Origin of the sequence: Alkaliphilus oremlandii OhILAs, assembly GCF_000018325.1 — a bacterium.
Taxonomy (GTDB): domain Bacteria; phylum Bacillota; class Clostridia; order Peptostreptococcales; family Natronincolaceae; genus Alkaliphilus_B; species Alkaliphilus_B oremlandii.
In genome coordinates this window covers 2,367,885-2,384,630 of record NC_009922.1, presented here as the reverse complement: position 1 = coordinate 2,384,630, position 16,746 = coordinate 2,367,885, and the positions used below count along the sequence as shown (strand labels likewise).

The window sequence follows — 16,746 nt, the reverse complement described above, 5'->3', positions numbered from 1 at the left end:
CCATTCTATCTAATTTAATTATGCCATAAACACCAAAGTATTAAAAATAGGGAGAGGCGTATTGGATAAAATCAAATGATTGTATTGGTAACGCCCTTAGTAACGCCCTTGGTAATGTCTAAAGAAAGGAAGCCCAATGAAGAAAAATAAAATTCTAACAATATTACTTATAATTTTAGTGTATCTTTTTTCAATTACATTATACTCTTATGTAAAGTACATGGAAGAATTAGATAAAATAAGTACAGGATATAGTAGTAGCTCTACTGCTAAAAAAATTAATACAGATGTATTTTTAGGAGAAAAAAGAGAACATAATCTTAAATTTTTATTCAGTTACACAGAGATAGATAATTATATAATGTTTGATGATTCTTTCAATAATAATCAAATAAGAGGTGTTTTAGTCAAGGGAAAAGTAGGTTCACCTAAAATATTGTCTGGAAGATTTTTTAATGAATCTGATTTTTTTTCTGAAAAAAAGATCGTTGTAATCGGTGAAAATATGGTTCAACATACCTATGAAGAGAATGAGAAAAAATATATTTCTTTATTTGATAATGCTTATGAGGTAATTGGTATATGTGGTTATGGACTGAATAGCATTATGGATAATATAATATTTTATAATTTGGATAGTGTGTATTTTTCAGAATGGGGGATCTATTCTGATGGTAGAATAAAAAACGTAGAACTTAAACGTGATATGTCCTTGAATTTGATATAATAAGTGTATCAGACAAGGAGAGATTACTATGGGAACTAAAAAACAGTACAGCGCAGAGTTTAAACAAGATGCAGTTAATTATTATTATTCATCTGGCAAATCAATCAAAGAAGCAGCAGAGGATCTAAAAATTAGCACCACAGGTCTTAATAATTGGATTCAAAATGCCAAGAAGAATGATGGTGTAGTAAATCATAGAGGTTCTGGCAATTATTCATCAGATGCAGAAAAAGAAATTGCAAGACTAAAAAAAGAACTAAGAGATAAGGAAGATGCACTTGAAATACTAAAAAAGGCCATAGGCATACTGAACAAAGATTAACTGAAGCAATCTACAAAGAAGTAGAAGAATCATCTAAGAAGCGCCAGATTTCAGTTAACAGTGTGCTTAAAGTGCTAGGCGTTTCATCTTCTGGATACTATGATTACTTGAAAAGGCAAGATTCAAATCAAAAAATTAGAAAACAGCAGATTAAACAAGAAATTATAGAGATTTACAATGAATCCAAACAAATATATGGAGCACCCAAAATTACATCTATACTGCGAAGCAGAGGTTACGTTATCGCAGAGAAAACTGTTGGAAACTATATGCGTGAGCTAGGAATTAAGGCAATCTGGGTAAGTCCATACAAAAGGACGACAATTGATCCAGATTTTGATAATAAACTTAAAAATATTCTAGATAGAAATTTTTCACCTAACGCACCTAACACCGTTTGGGTAACAGACATTACCTATGTATGGACAGTAAGCGAGTTCGTTTACTTAACAACAGTAATGGATCTATTCTCACGAAGAGTTATAGGCTGGCACCTCTCAGATACCCTTTGTGTGGAAGGAGTACTAAGAGCCATTAACAAAGCGAAATCATCTAGGAAATTAGATACTCCGATAATTATTCACAGTGACAGAGGTGTGCAATATGTATCAAAAGCGTATATTGATGCAACACCAGCAGGCAAATTTATTCGAAGCTATTCAAAAAAGGGAACCCCTTGGGACAATGCTGTAATTGAGTCTTTTCATGCTCTAATAAAAAGAGAATGGCTCAACAGATTCGTCATAAGGCATATTAGTCATGCCCAAGAACTTATTTTTGAATATGTCGAAGCATTTTACAATACAAAGAGAATTCACAGTTATTGCGAGATGTCTTCACCATATGATTTCGAGGATAAATATGTTGGTTAGACGATTCAAGAATATATCAAGTTTTTATTGTCCGTTTTCTTGACAGAAGACCAAAGATGTAAAATGATAGAATAAAAAGTAAAATGAAATTTTTACTAAAAAATTATATAAGTCTATCAGTTTACAGTTATCTTTTGTACAAAAAACAAATTTAAAATTATAAGAAGTTTTATAATATTATGTAACAACGTTACAAGAAAAACAAAAGGAGGAATTTACAAATGAAAAAAAGATTTTTAATGTTGGGTTTGAGCACTGCTTTGATTTTATCTTCTAGTTTAAGTACATTTGCTTTAGTTCCAGAAAATAAATTACTTGATGTGAATAATCAAGAAAATATTATCAGCGATTTTTCTGAAATCAATGATAATGAAACAGTTGTAAGTGATGTTTTAAGTTTTGACGAAATTGTAGAGTTGATGTCTAAGAATAACAATATTTCAAAACAAGAAGCTGAAAATCGTGTAATTAAAAATTTCTATGAGAGCAGGAAGTCTTTATTAAATACATCTACAAGTATAACACCTTATAATGCTACATATAGAACAGTGAGCTCTTCTTTTACTGTAACTAATGTATATAAACCTTCTGTATTTTTTTATTGTGAAACTAGTGAGGGAGGTTCTTTTTGGGGGATAGTTCGAATAATACACGTAGACATGGATAGAAATTATAATGGCATGAGTAAGCAATTTGGCGGAAGTGTTTTTGTTCATTTAGAGAATGCTGGTAGAATTTATTGGATTGTAAATGGAGATTTTACTAATAATGGAACTACTAGTGGTGGCGTTGACGTCGACTTTAAAATAGGTGAGTCTGGCTCTGTAGGATTTAACTTATCAGGTTCTACAGACCATTATGAATATGTTCGTGTAAGCGGCTATTATAATGTTAGATAAATTTTTCTATAAAATTGGAGTGATTAAATGTTAAAAAATATTATAAAATATGTATTAGGAATTTTAATTATATTAACTCCAGCTATAATAAAAGGTAATTTATTCTATGATCCTAGTAAAACTATGGGTGGACTATTAATCGCTGAATTTGTAATGAGAACATTATCTTTTATATTAGGGTTATTAGTTATTTATGATGCAACTAAAGAAAAATAACAAAATAAAAAGGGGCTGTCTTAAAATGATTTTAAAAATCATGGAAAGATAGCTCCTTTCCTTTATAAAAAGCCAAAGGAAGAAGCCAAGGAGATGCTTTGTTTGCCACACGCTAGCTGGCATGATAGAATAAAAATGGGTGAAAAAAATGGCAAGAATAGCAAGAGAAAAAAGCGAAACAAAAATATATTATATAATACTTAGAGGAATAGACGAAAGAGATATTTTCTTGAAAGATTTTGACTATGAAAAATTTCTTGAGTATGTTAGAAAATCAAAGGAAAAATCAGGGTTTAAGGTATATGCATATTGCTTAATGATAAATCATGCTGGACTTAGTTCAATAGCTTAGACATGAAAAAGTATAAGTCCATCAATACAAGTAATAGCAGGTACCCACTTTTGGTTGATAGATTTTTCAGTAAAATCCTGGCAATAAAACCAGACAGAATTAGAAAATTACTGGTAAGTCCATAATATAAGCTAATCTACAAGAGCTTTGAAGTTCGAAGAAAAGAAAGTTTTAACTAATTTTATAGAAAACCTAATTATGGACACTAAATATTAAAAACTATGTTTGATAAAAATTTATATTTTGATTTGCATGCCTTATAAGAATGGATTTGTTTTAATAAAACCATATTATGATAAGCGAAGCAGGAAAGGCACTAAGTTCAAAGGAGAATTTTATGTTAATTAAGAAAATTGATGTAAATAAATTGTATTCATTATTGGTATTTCCTAGCATATTATTGTTGTTATTTATACTTAAAAATGATTCAGTAGCATTTCAAGAGACTTTTAAATTAATAGTAGTTTATTACATGACCTTACTAATTGGAGATCTATTTATTAAGAGTCTAAAATTAGAAAAAATTATACTAAAAATTACTGACTACAAAATAATTGAGGTAATTATAATAATTTTAGTCATAATAGCATATGAAATGATCTCTTCTAGTTTGAATTTTACTTATGTTAGCTGTTATCTAGGCATTGTCTCTAGTTTCTCAAGATATTTCAATATGAGTTAGAATGATAAAAAATAGAAAACAAACATATATTTCATTCAAGAATTGTACTTAAGTCAATTATATAAACTAAGAAATCCTTATACAATTTAAATTGCAAATTATATAAATAATCATGAGGAGAGATTGAAATGAAAAAGTGGATAATATTTTTGATGTGTGCTGTAATCCTTACAGGATGTGGAATGAATTCACTATATTCAAATGATAGTAAAATTTCTAGTGATACCAATTCCTTTAATTTAAACGAAGAACAACAGAGGGTAGACAATCAAGAATATATAGGTCAATTAGAATTTGAAGGAATGGATACCATATGGACATATGATGCGAAAGAAGATATAAATGTTGAAATTTCATATAAATTATCTGTAACTGAAGGAAAAGCAAAGTTAGTTTTGGTGCATCCAGAAGGAAGGCTAGAAACGATTGTTGAAAATAAAGAGAATAAGATTCAAGAGCAAGAAGAAAACATTACGTTAGCGTTGGAAAGGGGAAGTTATAGAGTTAAATTAGTGGGAGCAAATAAAGCACAAATAGACTTAAGCTTTAAAGCAAGTGCGGGCAATTTGCACACAGTTGGCTTCTAGATATCATCAATTCAAAAATTGAAGAAAGGAATATAATGATATCAAGGGAAGGAAGAGAGGGGGAGCTTAAAATAAAAAAATCACGGTTAGTATTAGGTAGTATTTTTTTAATCTTAAGTGGTTCTTTTTTAAACATTGGTAGATACTTTCAGTTAATCACTTGGAAAACAAAGGTTCTAGGGGGAGAAAGTGTAGAAGCATATCCTCTGTTACAATTTAGATATCTACATACCATAGATAAGTTTTTATTTGCTTCATTTGGTCTAATCGGAATATTATTTATTGTATTGTCATTTAAAAGTGAAGGTAATTAAAGAATATTGATAAGTAAGACTAACAATACTTAACAACGAAAGGGGAGGATTCTCGAATTATGTTGTTAAGATATGATCCAGCTTTCGTTATATTAACATCTACATTATGTGCTACTTTTCTGCATTACTACGGAATTACAACAATTTTCAAGATGAAAAATAGTAATATAATATGGATTACTACTGGCCTATTCTTCATTGTATTTGGATTAATCGATACTTTGACACACTTAATCCCTTATAAATCAACCGAAATTTATTGTAATATAGTACGGAATGTATGGTATATAGTACCCCATATCGGTTTGATCCTATTGATAAATAAGATTTTTCAAAAGATATATCAATTTATAACAAAGAGAAATAAATGACAATTTTTTTAGGAGGGACAATCATTGAAGCCAAATAAAAGCTACGTAAAATCGTCTTTAGCAGTGCAGATGGTACTTATTCCAGTAATACTGACCTTAGGTTTAATTGGTGCTCTTAGAGTATTGGGCGGGCAGCTTTTGCCACAAGATATAGGGAAAGATACAGGGAGATTTATCTATTTACTAATCGCTTTTTCTGTTCCTCTTCTAATTGGCAGTATAGTTGGCTATATTTTCAAGCAAAATATCGGCAATAAAGCTGCATCTATGAAACGAATATATACAGCAGTCCTTATACCAATTATCTATACTTTAGTTTTTGCAGCGCTTGCAGTTATTGTATCACCTCAAAATTATAATTCTGGTTTATGGGGCGCATATCTGTTTAAAAATCCAATTTTAATTATATTTCATTTTATATTATTTTTTAGTGGATTTTATCATCTTGCAATGATAGCAGAGCTGATGGCGTATACAGGCTTTGCTTTAGGAATACATCTAAATGAATTCCGATCTAAAGTAGATTCAAATCGTACCTTAGTGAAAGTACATAGAATGTATGCTCTTGTGCTTATTATCCCCATAGCTTTTTCAGGATTGGTTGCTAAAGATATTGTAACCAATGGTATCATTGAAATTCGATATGGAGAATCCACCATAGGCACCGATTTAAGTGAGTATGATCTTTATAGAATTGCACCATTTAAAGAGAATAATGGACTTGCGAAGCTAGATAAAACAGCATCCTTGCAGTTTAACAACTTTAATGATATGCCCCGCCTTGATGGAGCAACGGCCGCTTATCCAGTATATGCAGCTTTTGTAGAAGCTGTATATACTGGGTTAGGTAATTATTATAAAGAAAACGAGAACAATACAGATAAAGATATATATTCGGCATTTGTATCCAGTGAGGAGTATCCACTGAATATCGTACAATGTACAAAAACCAGTAACGCATATGAACGGCTAATCAATGGTGAAACCGATATTATATTTGCAGCAGAGCCTTCAAAGAACCATAGGGAATTAATAGAATCGAAAGGTGATGGATTTGCATTAACACCGATCGCAAGTGAGGCATTCGTATTTTTTACAAATGTTAAAAATCCAGTGGATAACCTTACAATAAAACAGATCCAGGAGATATATTCTGGAAATATCACCAATTGGAAGGAAGTTAATGGACAAAACAAGCGTATATTGCCATATCAGAGACCCGAGAACTCTGGAAGCCAAACCGTAATGCAAAATCGTGTAATGAAAGAGGTACCAATGCTAGCCCCTACGGAAGAAACCTATGCTGGCGGTATGGGCGAAATTATCAGCCGAGTTGCAAACTATAAAAATGCTATCAATTCAATTGGATATTCCTTTATGTATTATTCATCGGAAATGGTTAAAAACAATCAAATTAAAAGGATATCAATAGACGGAATAGAGCCTTCACCTGGAAATATACGGAATAAGACCTACCCATTTACTGTTCCAGTTTATGCAGTTACGTTAAAGTCTAATGACGATGAAAACGTAGATAAATTTATTCAATGGATACTATCGGAAGAAGGACAAATTTTGATTGAAAACACAGGATATGTTGCGGAGCATAGAAAGGAGTAATTCTTTTATATGCACTCGTATGATGAGGGTTGGTAATTATAGGGTAGAATCCATTTTATGAGATTAAGTATAGGAGGAAACCGTTATGAAGATTTTTATCCTTGGAATTTTAGCAGGGTTTGATATGACAATGATCAAAGATATTATAAAAACTAAAAAATCTTCTTAGGTTTTAAATTATATAAATTAATACGAGAAAAATTGAAATATTGCAGATTTAATGTCTGCAATATTTTTTTGAAGATATTGACAATTGTATCGTCAGCCGATATACTTATATCACACACCAATATAACGTCTAACGATATATCGTTGGACGAATTAATAAGGGAGGAAAATATGAGTATAATAGCAGGTGCATTAACGGAGGCAGTGTACTATATCCTACTTTCTCTGGTTGCTCCCATGCATGGCTACGGAATTATGCAGAATGTAGAGGCGCTTTCCAATGGTAGAGTACGTTTAGCTGCGGGTACCCTTTATGGAGCAATCAATACAATGCTTGAAAAAGGATGGATCATCGCACTTCCTGAAGAAAAAGGCAGCAGAAAAAAAGAGTATGAAATCACCACATTAGGAAAAGAAGTGCTTCAAAATGAGATAATTCGTCTCAATGAACTACTAACAAACGGAAACAATATTTTAGGAGGTGTAGAAAAATGAGAAAGACGGTTTACAAATGGTTTTGGGCTTGGAGCTTTGATAGGGAAGAACAATGGCTCAATGAAATGGCAGCCAAGGGGCTTGCCCTTGTAGCCATAGGCTTTTGCAAATATACCTTCGAGGAGAGTACGCCGGGGGAATACGAGGTTCGCCTAGAGCTATTAGAAAACCTTCCGACACATGCTGAAAGCAAACGATATATTCAGTTTGTAGAGGAAACAGATGCGGAATATTTGGGAGCAATTTTTCGCTGGGTTTATTTTAGAAAGAAGAAATCTAAAGGAGCCTTTGATTTATATTCTGATTGTAGCTCCCGGATAAAGCATTTAAATCGAATCTTATCTCTTATTGCCGTATGTTCAATTTTTAATATCTCTAATGGTATCAATAATCTTTTCTTATATTTTGCTATGGGTGCAACGTTAGCGAACCTTTGGATCGGCATACTTTGTGCAGCTTTTGGGCTATTGACAGGATATGGCTGTATACAAATTTACAGTAAAAGGCGAAAATTACAAAAACAGAATCAACTATTTGAGCAATAAATATTTTTGATTAGAATGGGGTATAGCTATAAACTAGAGAAGCCTTCCATTGCGTAAAAAATTATATACATTTTTAATCAGTTTAATTTATAATATTATAAGGATAAGAAATGGTTTGAATATAGAAAGAATGGTGGGGAGTGGAACAATGATTATACACGTAGAAGAAAATTACGAAGCTATGAGCAAAAAAGCTGCCTTAATCGTTGCAAGTCAAGTGGTATCTAACCCAGCAGGTGTTTTGGGTCTAGCCACAGGTAGCACGCCAGCTGGAATGTATAAGGAATTAGTAGATCTGTTTAAAGAAGGCATCATCGATTTCTCACAGATAACGACATTTAATCTGGATGAATATTATGGACTACCAAAAACCAACGAAAGTAGTTACTATACTTATATGATGGAGAACTTATTCAATCATATCAATGTACCTTTGGAACGAGTTCATATTCCAAATGGTATGGCTGAAGATGTAGAGAAGGAATGCTTAGCATATGAAGAAAAAATTCGAAATGCCGGAGGAATTGATCTGCAAATATTAGGGATTGGTGCTAATGGACATATTGGATTTAATGAACCAGATCATAAATTAAGCATGAAAACCCATTTGGTAGAGCTAACAGAAAAGACCATTCAGGATAATAGTCGGTTCTTTCAAAAAGAAGAGGATGTTCCAACAAAAGCCTTATCCATGGGAATTGGAACAATTTTAGGTGCTAAAAAGATTATATTAATGGCCAATGGAAAGAATAAAGCAGAAGCGATCAAGGAAATGACCAATGGATATTTGAATCCAATGGTACCAGCATCCATGATTCAGGCGCATCCTGATGTCATATTAATTATTGATAAAGAAGCAGCTAGTCTACTTTAGAATAAAAATAAGTTGTAGAGATTATATATCTCTACAACTTATTTTTATTCCAGTACAACAGGTTATATTTGTCTCTCTAAATATTTATTCTAAATTATGGTACTCAGATAAAAGTTGGTCAAGAAACTCGCTCAGTTGAATCACCTCCTTGTCTGTCAATTGATACCCCTTTTTTCTTATTAAAGCATTCAACTCTTCTTTCGTGTCTTCGATTTCCTTAATTAGTTTCAATAGACTAGATCTATAATCCATCTCCTATACCCCTTTTCTGTAATTATTGAAGCATCCTGTCGTACTATTGAGATTTTATAATAAAAATGATAGAAAATGTAAAAAAATGATAAAGATACATTGACAACTTTATTGGGAGAGCCCTATATCCATAATAATAGAAATAACAAAAATAAAATACGAATATTTTATTTTTTTAAAAAAATAATATTCGATATATATCAAATAATAAATTGATTTCGAACAAAAACGTGCTACAATATAAGGAGGAGATATTTCGAATCATTATTTTGAAAATTATGGAGGAGATAGATCATGGTTAAAAGAATTTATGTTGAAAAAAAACATGGATTTAATGTGGAAGCCCAAAGCTTAAAAGCAGACCTTAAAAATACGCTCAACATGGATCGTTTGGAAGAACTTAGAATTATCAATGTTTACGATATAGAGAATGTAAACATGGACAAATTAGAGGATATTAAAGGACTTGTTTTATCGGAGCCCAATGTTGATATGGTTTTTGAAGATCATATTTACATTGGAGAGAATGAGAGATCCTTTCGATTTGAATTGCTTCCAGGGCAGTACGATCAAAGAGCAGATTCTGCAAGGCAATGTATTGCCATCATCACTTTAGAGGATGCACCTACCATTGCTACATCCAAGATTATTGCTGTAAGGGGAAATCTCAGCGATGAAGATTTTAACCGTATTAAAGCTTATCTGATTAATCCAGTAGAATCGAGAGAGGTACCTTTCGAGATTCCACCTACCTTAAAAATGAAGTTTGCCACTCCAAATAAGGTGGAAATCGTGAATGGATTTATGGATTTAGATGATGAAGAAATTGGAAGATATAGAGAAACCATGGGATTTGCTATGACAACAAAGGATTTAATTTTTATTCGAAATTATTTTAAAAATAATGAGAAACGAAACCCTACCATTACGGAACTAAAAGTAATTGATACTTACTGGTCCGACCATTGTCGCCATACCACTTTCTTAACTGCCATTCGTGGGGTGGAAATTGAGGACAAGCCAATGAATGAACCGGTAAAGAATGCATATCAAGCTTACTTAGCAGATAGAGATTTTGTATATAATGGCAGTAATCGAGAGGATTGTCTAATGGATATTGCTACCATCAATATGAAATCCATGAGAAAAAAGGGAGAATTACAGGATTTAGATGTGTCGGAGGAAATCAATGCCTGCAGTATAGAGATTCCAGTGGATATTGATGGAAAGACAGAACCTTGGTTATTGATGTTTAAAAATGAGACACATAACCATCCAACTGAAATAGAGCCTTTTGGTGGAGCGGCAACCTGCTTGGGTGGGGCTATTAGAGATCCACTGTCAGGACGAAGCTATGTGTACCATAGTATGCGTGTAACGGGAGCCGCAGATCCAACAGTACCCTTAAGAGAGACTTTAGAAGGAAAGCTGCCTCAAAAAGTGATTACACAGCAAGCGGCCGCTGGATTTAGTTCCTATGGAAACCAAATTGGATTGGCAACGGGTATGGTATCCGAAGTTTATGACCCAGATTTTGTTGCGAAGCGCATGGAGGTAGGTGCCGTAGTAGGTGCTGCGCCGAAGGAAAATGTTGTAAGAGAAAAGCCCGTAGCTGGAGATGTAATTCTTCTAGTGGGCGGAAGAACTGGTAGGGACGGTGTTGGAGGAGCAACAGGCTCTTCCAAGGAACACGACGAAGATAGTTTAGCCAGCTGTGGTGCAGAGGTACAGAAGGGAAATCCACCGGTAGAGAGAAAAATCCAACGGCTATTTAGAATACCAGAGTTGTCTAAAATGATCAAACGTTGCAATGATTTTGGTGCAGGCGGTGTATCTGTGGCTATTGGAGAGCTGGCAGACAGTTTAGAGATCAATTTAGATGCGGTTCAAAAGAAGTATGAGGGACTGGACGGAACGGAAATTGCGATTTCTGAATCTCAGGAAAGAATGGCTGTTGTAGTCGCCCCAGAAAATGTAGAAGAATTTAAAAGGTATTGTCAGGAGGAAAACCTGGAAGTAAGTCATGTTGCCAATGTTACAGATACAGGAAGATTGATTATGAAGTGGCAGGGACAAGAAATTTTAAATCTTTCAAGGGCATTTTTAGATACCAACGGGGTCAAGGGAGAAAGCAAAGTTTATATAGAGGCACCGAAGAAAGAACAATATTTTAATAGACAACCCGTTGCTTCTGTAAAGGAGGCATGGCTGAATACTTTAAACGATTTAAATGTTTGCTCTCAAAAAGGCTTAGTAGAGAGATTTGATAATACCATTGGTGCAGGAACTGTTCTAATGCCTTTTGGCGGTATTCATTACAATACCCCGATTCAAGCCATGGTTGCAAAACTACCTGTACTGAAAGGAGAAACCAATACGGGCTCTATGATGAGCTACGGATACGATCCTCAGCTAGCCAAATGGTCCCCCTTCCATGGTGCATTATATGCCGTTGTGGATTCTGTGGCTAGAATCGTTGCAACTGGAGGAGATCATAAAAATATTCGACTATCCCTTCAGGAATATTTTGAAAAGCTGGGCAATGCACCAGAAAAGTGGGGCAAGCCATACAGCGCTTTATTAGGCGCCAGCTATGCACAGACACAGTTCAATATTGCTGCCATTGGTGGAAAGGATTCCATGTCCGGTACATTTAAAGATATCAATGTACCACCGAGTTTAATTTCCTTTGCAGTTACACCAGTAGATGTAAGAAAGGTCGTAAGTCCAGAGCTGAAGGAAAAAAATATGAAGCTGGTATACTTCTATGCTGAAAGAGACCAGAATGAAGTCGTAAACTTTACGAAGCTTCTACAGGGGTACGATGTGATTACGCAATATGTAAACGAAGAGAAGATCCGATCCAGCTATGCCGTAGGAAAAGGCGGCCTCTGCGCTGCGGTAAGCAAAATGGCCTTTGGAAATGGCATCGGGGTAAGCTTAATGGAGAGAGAAGAACTCAATATTTTTGAGGAATCTTATGGAAGCATTGTACTTGAAGTTTCAGAGCCTATCGCTAAGGAACTTATAAAGAAGGAAGGCTTTAGGATTATTGGTGAAACCAAGGAAGAAGCTGTATTTGAAATAGGGAATGTAGTAATTCCTATGGGAGAAGCATTATCTGCTTGGACATCAAAGCTTGAACCTATTTTTCCAACAATTCATAGGGAAGAAATGCTAGAAAAACCAGTGAAAGTGTCTTATACAGAACGTATGGTAAAGGGACCTGCTATTCAAGTTGCAAAGCCGCGCGTTTTTATTCCTGCTTTCCCAGGAACGAACTGCGAGATCGATACACAGCGTGCCTTTGACAAAGCTGGTGCTATTACAGAGATCATGGTATTTAAAAATCTAAGGAAAGAAGATATTCTTTCCTCCATTGATGAAATGGTGGATAAAATTAAGAATGCACAGATCATTGCTTTACCAGGAGGCTTTAGCGCTGGAGATGAGCCCGATGGTTCTGGAAAGTTTATTGCCTCTGTATTTAGAAATCCTAAGATCGCAGAAGCGGTAATGGACCTATTAAACCATAGAGATGGATTGATGATAGGAATCTGTAACGGGTTTCAGGCACTGATTAAATTAGGGTTACTCCCTTACGGAGAAATTAGAGATCTCAATGAAGATGCACCGACATTAACCTTTAATAAGATCAACCGACATGTGTCTCGTATGGCAAATGTTCGAGTTGCTTCTGTGAAATCGCCTTGGTTTGCCAATGAAGAAGTCGACAATGTTTATCAGACTGCATTTTCACATGGAGAAGGGCGTTTCTATGGCAATGAAGAAGTGATTCAAGCGCTCATTTTAAACGGACAGGTTGCTACACAGTATGTAGATCGAGAGGGAGAGCCAACCTATGACGGTCAGTATAATATTAATGGCTCCATCGGTGCTATTGAAGGAATCACTTCCTTAGATGGAAGAATTCTCGGAAAAATGGGTCATGTGGAGCGTGTTGGCAACAATGTTCACAAAAATATTTATGGAAACAAAGATTTTAAAATTTTTGAAGCAGGCGTTCAATATTTTAAATAGAATAGGACACTATGTTCAATAGGACAATAGCCTAAATAAAAAATGGAGAATAGAATCTCCATTTTTTATTTATATTCACATTTCAATTCATATTGCATAGGATAGTATTACAATATATTTTAAATTGGTTTAGCAAGGTCTTACAGCTGAAGTTGCACCAATTGCTACCTGACGATTTTGTAATATTTTAAGGGTTAGAATTACAACCATTTTTTCTTCAATCTTTGTAAAGAGCTTTTCGCCTACAGGAAGGTGAATATTATGCGGACGCTCACGATGTAAATATTCATCAAATTCAACGATCCTAGAGCTAATCAATTCACAGAATGGCAATTCATTAAAAAATTCTGTACTGATCTGATTAAACTCAGATAAATCACCGGATAATAACTTATCCTTTTCTGCAAAGCTATTTGGGAGATGGTTTGTTCTAAAATATTCGAATTCTGATGCTGTATTAGGAATCAGTGGCGCCGGTGCTGTACCGTTGAAGGTAACCACTGTGGTACATTCAAAAGGAACATCTACTGTACAATGGCGAATATCTCCGCACACGCCGCTGTAATTGGAACAGCTTCTAGTTGAATAGTCTATATTTTTGCGAACAAATCCTTTAATAAATAGAATGTTTGTATCTTGTATCAGCATACATTGGGTTACTTTGATTCTCTTTTTAATATTTTTAATTTCAATCGCTGGTTCAGGTAAATCGATTAAGGCCCTAACATTAAATCGAACGGATAATTCTGCTAAGACAACGGGAATTTTTGCTACAACACCAGAGGTAATTGGATTGAGTGCTACTGGTGTGTTATCACAATCCCCTAGTGTTTCTGTTTCTACGTCAACACAGAAGGATTTAACCTTATTTTCTTCATATTGTATAACATTTTCATATCGAACTGGACATGCATCTGCATTTCTTCTATTAACATAAACTTCTTTATGGTCCATTTTATTTCCTCCCAATTATTTTTTAGCTGCATATAAAGTCAAGCTGTCTTTTTACCTAATACATAGTATTCATAGGCAATGTTTTAGTGAATATTTATTAGGATTTTTAGGTTTTATAAGACAAAAATGGGTATAATAAATAATAGCATATAGATGGGATCGTATGGATAAAATGAGGGAATTGTATGAGCAAAACCAACATCCATTCACAGAGGGATACAATTGCCACAAATATTTAGAAGGAGTGATGATGATGAAAATAAAAGAATTACATAGTGCTAAAAAGATTATTTTTCTGCTAATAATTAGTATACTAGCCATTGGAAGTATTGTAGCTTGTACGAGAGAAGTACCGCCACCAGAAAAGCCCGATGGAAAAATCGAGGATCAGGAACCTGTGGAAGGAAAGAATACGGTGGAAGAAAGTTTAAAGGGTAAGATAAAAATAGTAGATGAATCGACGGTTTTACCAGATGCTTTGGAATGGTTCAATAGCTTCGACAAAGCGGTGGGCGCATATGCTTATGAGCATCCAGATGCTACCTATATCAAAATCAACACAAAGGAACAGGCTACAGGTGGGTACGGTATCCATATCAAAGAATACACTGGGGCGGAAGAATATACAAGAAGTATTGTATATGAAATAATAGAACCCGAAAAGGATACCATGGTTACTCAGGCAATTACATATCCTTCTGTAATTTTAGAAATATCTTCTGAAGGGTCTGCTCAATACGATGTGAAGAATACAAAAGGAGAGACGCTTCCAACCGAGGAAAAACTAATTTTTGCTCAACTGGATGCTCCAGAAAAAAATGAAGAGATCAGCAGCCCTTTCACCGTAAAAGGAAAGATCATAGCATTTGAAGGCGCATTTTCAGTAAAAATTTTAGATGGAGCAGATCGAGTGATTCACGAGGAACATCTACAGGCTGATTCTGGCGGTCCAAATTGGGGAAATTTTAATGCGGAAATAAATTTCAAAGTGCCAGAGAGCAAGGAAGGAACCATAGAGATTGGAGAATACAGTGCAAAGGATGGGGAGTTTCTTTCAAGATATAAAATCCCGATTCAGTTTAAAAAGTAAATGCGATAGAATACCGAATAAGAATTAATTGAATATATGGTAAGCCCCTATTTTAGATGAGTCAACAATCTGAGATGGGGGTTTTTTGCATCCCATGCATTGTTAAATTATTTAGATTGCTTTAAAAGATATTTCGAATATGGGGAAATAGGTTGACAAAAATAAGAAGAAAACATATTATGATAATAAGAATCATTATCAACAAAAAAGAAGGTGCGGATATGGCAAATTGTACAAAACAATGTTTACTTTTAGAGAAAAATGAAGAGGATGTATTTGTTAAAATGATTATTCAAATGTTAGGCCCTGTTTTATTGGGTGAAAAACCATCTGAGATTATAAGCTTTCCCAACGAGGAAGGTGTGGGCTTACATAGGATAAAAAGCATTTTTGACCATTGTCATAAAATTTCTTATAGGGAGTTTATTGCTTTTAATGGATGCAGAAAAATATTGTTTTATAACGACAATTTGTTGAATGAAACCTTAAGAGATCAAAGAAATTTAAACTTTTTGAAAAAGATAGGTTACCGAGCAGAATATAATGTACAGGACTATCTGGATCATCTGATAGGAAAGATTGAAAAAGAACACCTTCCACATGAAATTGGTATTTTTCTAGGATATCCTTTAAAGGATGTGATAGGATTCATGGGTCATCCAGCTTTGAAACTTACAAAGATTAATGGGTGGAATGTTTATGGAGATAGCCGATTGTCCGATGAACAATATGCAAAATTTAATAGGGCAAAGCAACAAATACAGAGAATGCTAGAAGAAAATTCTCCAGAAACTATTGTACAACGAGCATCATAATAAACGAGGAGGTTTTTAAATGAAAAAACTAATGGTTATTTATTGGAGCGGTACAGGAAATACAGAAAAAATGGCAGAGGCAATTGCCCAAGGTGCTAAAATAGATGGCGTAGAAGTTCAATTAAAAAACGTAAGGGATGCATCGGCAGAAGATGTTTTTAGTGCAGAGGCTGTAGCGCTGGGTTGCCCATCCATGGGTGCTGAAGAATTGGAAGATGGTGAAATGGAGCCTTTTGTAGAATCATTAAATAGTGAAAAGATAAAAGATAAACCCGTTGTTCTTTTTGGATCCTACGATTGGGGCGATGGCCAATGGATGAGAAATTGGGAATCCAGAATGAAGGATTATGGTGCCAATGTCATTGCAGAAGGCTTGATTGTCAATTCGACACCGGATGCATCTGGATTAAATCAATGTAGAGAACTAGGGGAAAAATTAGCGAATTATTAGGAATAGAATCCTATCAATGGTTATTTATATTAAACAGATATCAGTAAATTTTAATCTCCCTCATTATAAAAAGGACCATTGGATACATCGGTATACGTG

At 34.3% G+C, this 16,746-nt stretch carries 18 protein-coding genes; 16 read left to right on the top strand and 2 right to left on the bottom strand.

The window, feature by feature from the left end:
* Positions 1–136: 136 nt before the first annotated feature.
* From CLOS_RS11630 to nagB, 12 genes are all read left to right on the top strand, one after another.
* A complete protein-coding gene (locus CLOS_RS11630; RefSeq protein ID WP_012160076.1) occupies positions 137–727 on the top strand; it encodes an ABC transporter permease in 591 nt (196 codons plus the stop codon).
* 28 nt (positions 728–755) lie between these two features.
* Entirely contained in the window at positions 756–1,049 is a 294-nt protein-coding gene (locus CLOS_RS11625; protein WP_012159746.1) for a transposase, read from the top strand.
* An 8-nt stretch (positions 1,050–1,057) separates the two neighbouring features.
* Complete coding sequence (locus CLOS_RS11620) at positions 1,058–1,921, top strand: IS3 family transposase (RefSeq protein ID WP_156774436.1); 864 nt, start codon at positions 1,058–1,060, stop codon at positions 1,919–1,921.
* 221 nt (positions 1,922–2,142) lie between these two features.
* Positions 2,143–2,820: a hypothetical protein gene (locus CLOS_RS11615; RefSeq protein WP_012160075.1), complete on the top strand. Its 678-nt coding sequence runs from the start codon at positions 2,143–2,145 to the stop codon at positions 2,818–2,820.
* A 27-nt stretch (positions 2,821–2,847) separates the two neighbouring features.
* Positions 2,848–3,036, top strand: a complete 189-nt coding sequence (locus CLOS_RS11610) for a hypothetical protein (RefSeq protein WP_041719317.1) — start codon at positions 2,848–2,850, stop codon at positions 3,034–3,036.
* 148 nt (positions 3,037–3,184) lie between these two features.
* The gene (locus tag CLOS_RS11605; protein ID WP_041719316.1) at positions 3,185–3,388 is read left to right on the top strand and encodes a transposase; all 204 of its coding nucleotides are present in this window, start codon (positions 3,185–3,187) and stop codon (positions 3,386–3,388) included.
* Between the two features lie 810 nt (positions 3,389–4,198).
* Complete coding sequence (locus tag CLOS_RS11595; RefSeq protein ID WP_012160073.1) at positions 4,199–4,657, top strand: hypothetical protein; 459 nt, start codon at positions 4,199–4,201, stop codon at positions 4,655–4,657.
* A 35-nt stretch (positions 4,658–4,692) separates the two neighbouring features.
* A complete protein-coding gene (locus tag CLOS_RS11590; RefSeq protein ID WP_012160072.1) occupies positions 4,693–4,971 on the top strand; it encodes a hypothetical protein in 279 nt (92 codons plus the stop codon).
* Between the two features lie 395 nt (positions 4,972–5,366).
* Entirely contained in the window at positions 5,367–6,962 is a 1,596-nt protein-coding gene (locus tag CLOS_RS11580; RefSeq protein ID WP_012160071.1) for a PstS family phosphate ABC transporter substrate-binding protein, read from the top strand.
* Positions 6,963–7,301: 339 nt separating this feature from the next.
* Positions 7,302–7,625, top strand: a complete 324-nt coding sequence (locus CLOS_RS11575) for a PadR family transcriptional regulator (protein WP_012160070.1) — start codon at positions 7,302–7,304, stop codon at positions 7,623–7,625.
* Positions 7,622–8,170: a DUF2812 domain-containing protein gene (locus CLOS_RS11570; protein ID WP_012160069.1), complete on the top strand. Its 549-nt coding sequence runs from the start codon at positions 7,622–7,624 to the stop codon at positions 8,168–8,170. The genes CLOS_RS11575 and CLOS_RS11570 overlap by 4 nt, the downstream gene beginning before the upstream one ends.
* A gap of 148 nt (positions 8,171–8,318) precedes the next feature.
* Positions 8,319–9,044 carry a glucosamine-6-phosphate deaminase gene (gene nagB, locus CLOS_RS11565; RefSeq protein ID WP_012160068.1) on the top strand — a complete coding sequence of 242 codons (726 nt, stop codon included), beginning with the start codon at positions 8,319–8,321 and terminating at the stop codon, positions 9,042–9,044.
* Positions 9,045–9,128: 84 nt separating this feature from the next.
* On the opposite strand, the gene CLOS_RS15675 is transcribed toward nagB, so the two are convergent.
* Positions 9,129–9,296, bottom strand: coding sequence for an aspartyl-phosphate phosphatase Spo0E family protein (locus CLOS_RS15675; RefSeq protein WP_083757165.1), 168 nt, complete (start codon positions 9,294–9,296; stop codon positions 9,129–9,131).
* A 294-nt stretch (positions 9,297–9,590) separates the two neighbouring features.
* Between CLOS_RS15675 and CLOS_RS11560 the strand changes: the two genes are divergently transcribed.
* On the top strand, positions 9,591–13,337 hold the full coding sequence (locus CLOS_RS11560; RefSeq protein ID WP_012160067.1) for a phosphoribosylformylglycinamidine synthase: 3,747 nt from the start codon (positions 9,591–9,593) through the stop codon (positions 13,335–13,337).
* Positions 13,338–13,466: 129 nt separating this feature from the next.
* Here CLOS_RS11560 and CLOS_RS11555 read toward each other — a convergent pair whose 3' ends face one another.
* On the bottom strand, positions 13,467–14,291 hold the full coding sequence (locus CLOS_RS11555) for a CsxC family protein (RefSeq protein WP_012160066.1): 825 nt from the start codon (positions 14,289–14,291) through the stop codon (positions 13,467–13,469).
* A 163-nt stretch (positions 14,292–14,454) separates the two neighbouring features.
* On the opposite strand from CLOS_RS11555, the gene CLOS_RS11550 reads away from it, so the two are divergent.
* The 3 genes from CLOS_RS11550 to CLOS_RS11540 all read left to right on the top strand — a co-directional run bounded on the left by CLOS_RS11550 (position 14,455) and on the right by CLOS_RS11540 (position 16,647).
* Positions 14,455–15,381 carry a Gmad2 immunoglobulin-like domain-containing protein gene (locus tag CLOS_RS11550; protein WP_012160065.1) on the top strand — a complete coding sequence of 309 codons (927 nt, stop codon included), beginning with the start codon at positions 14,455–14,457 and terminating at the stop codon, positions 15,379–15,381.
* A gap of 152 nt (positions 15,382–15,533) precedes the next feature.
* Complete coding sequence (locus CLOS_RS11545) at positions 15,534–16,196, top strand: DUF3793 family protein (protein WP_012160064.1); 663 nt, start codon at positions 15,534–15,536, stop codon at positions 16,194–16,196.
* 19 nt (positions 16,197–16,215) lie between these two features.
* Positions 16,216–16,647 (top strand): flavodoxin, encoded by a 432-nt coding sequence (locus tag CLOS_RS11540; RefSeq protein WP_012160063.1) that lies wholly within the window; start codon positions 16,216–16,218, stop codon positions 16,645–16,647.
* Positions 16,648–16,746: the final 99 nt, after the last annotated feature.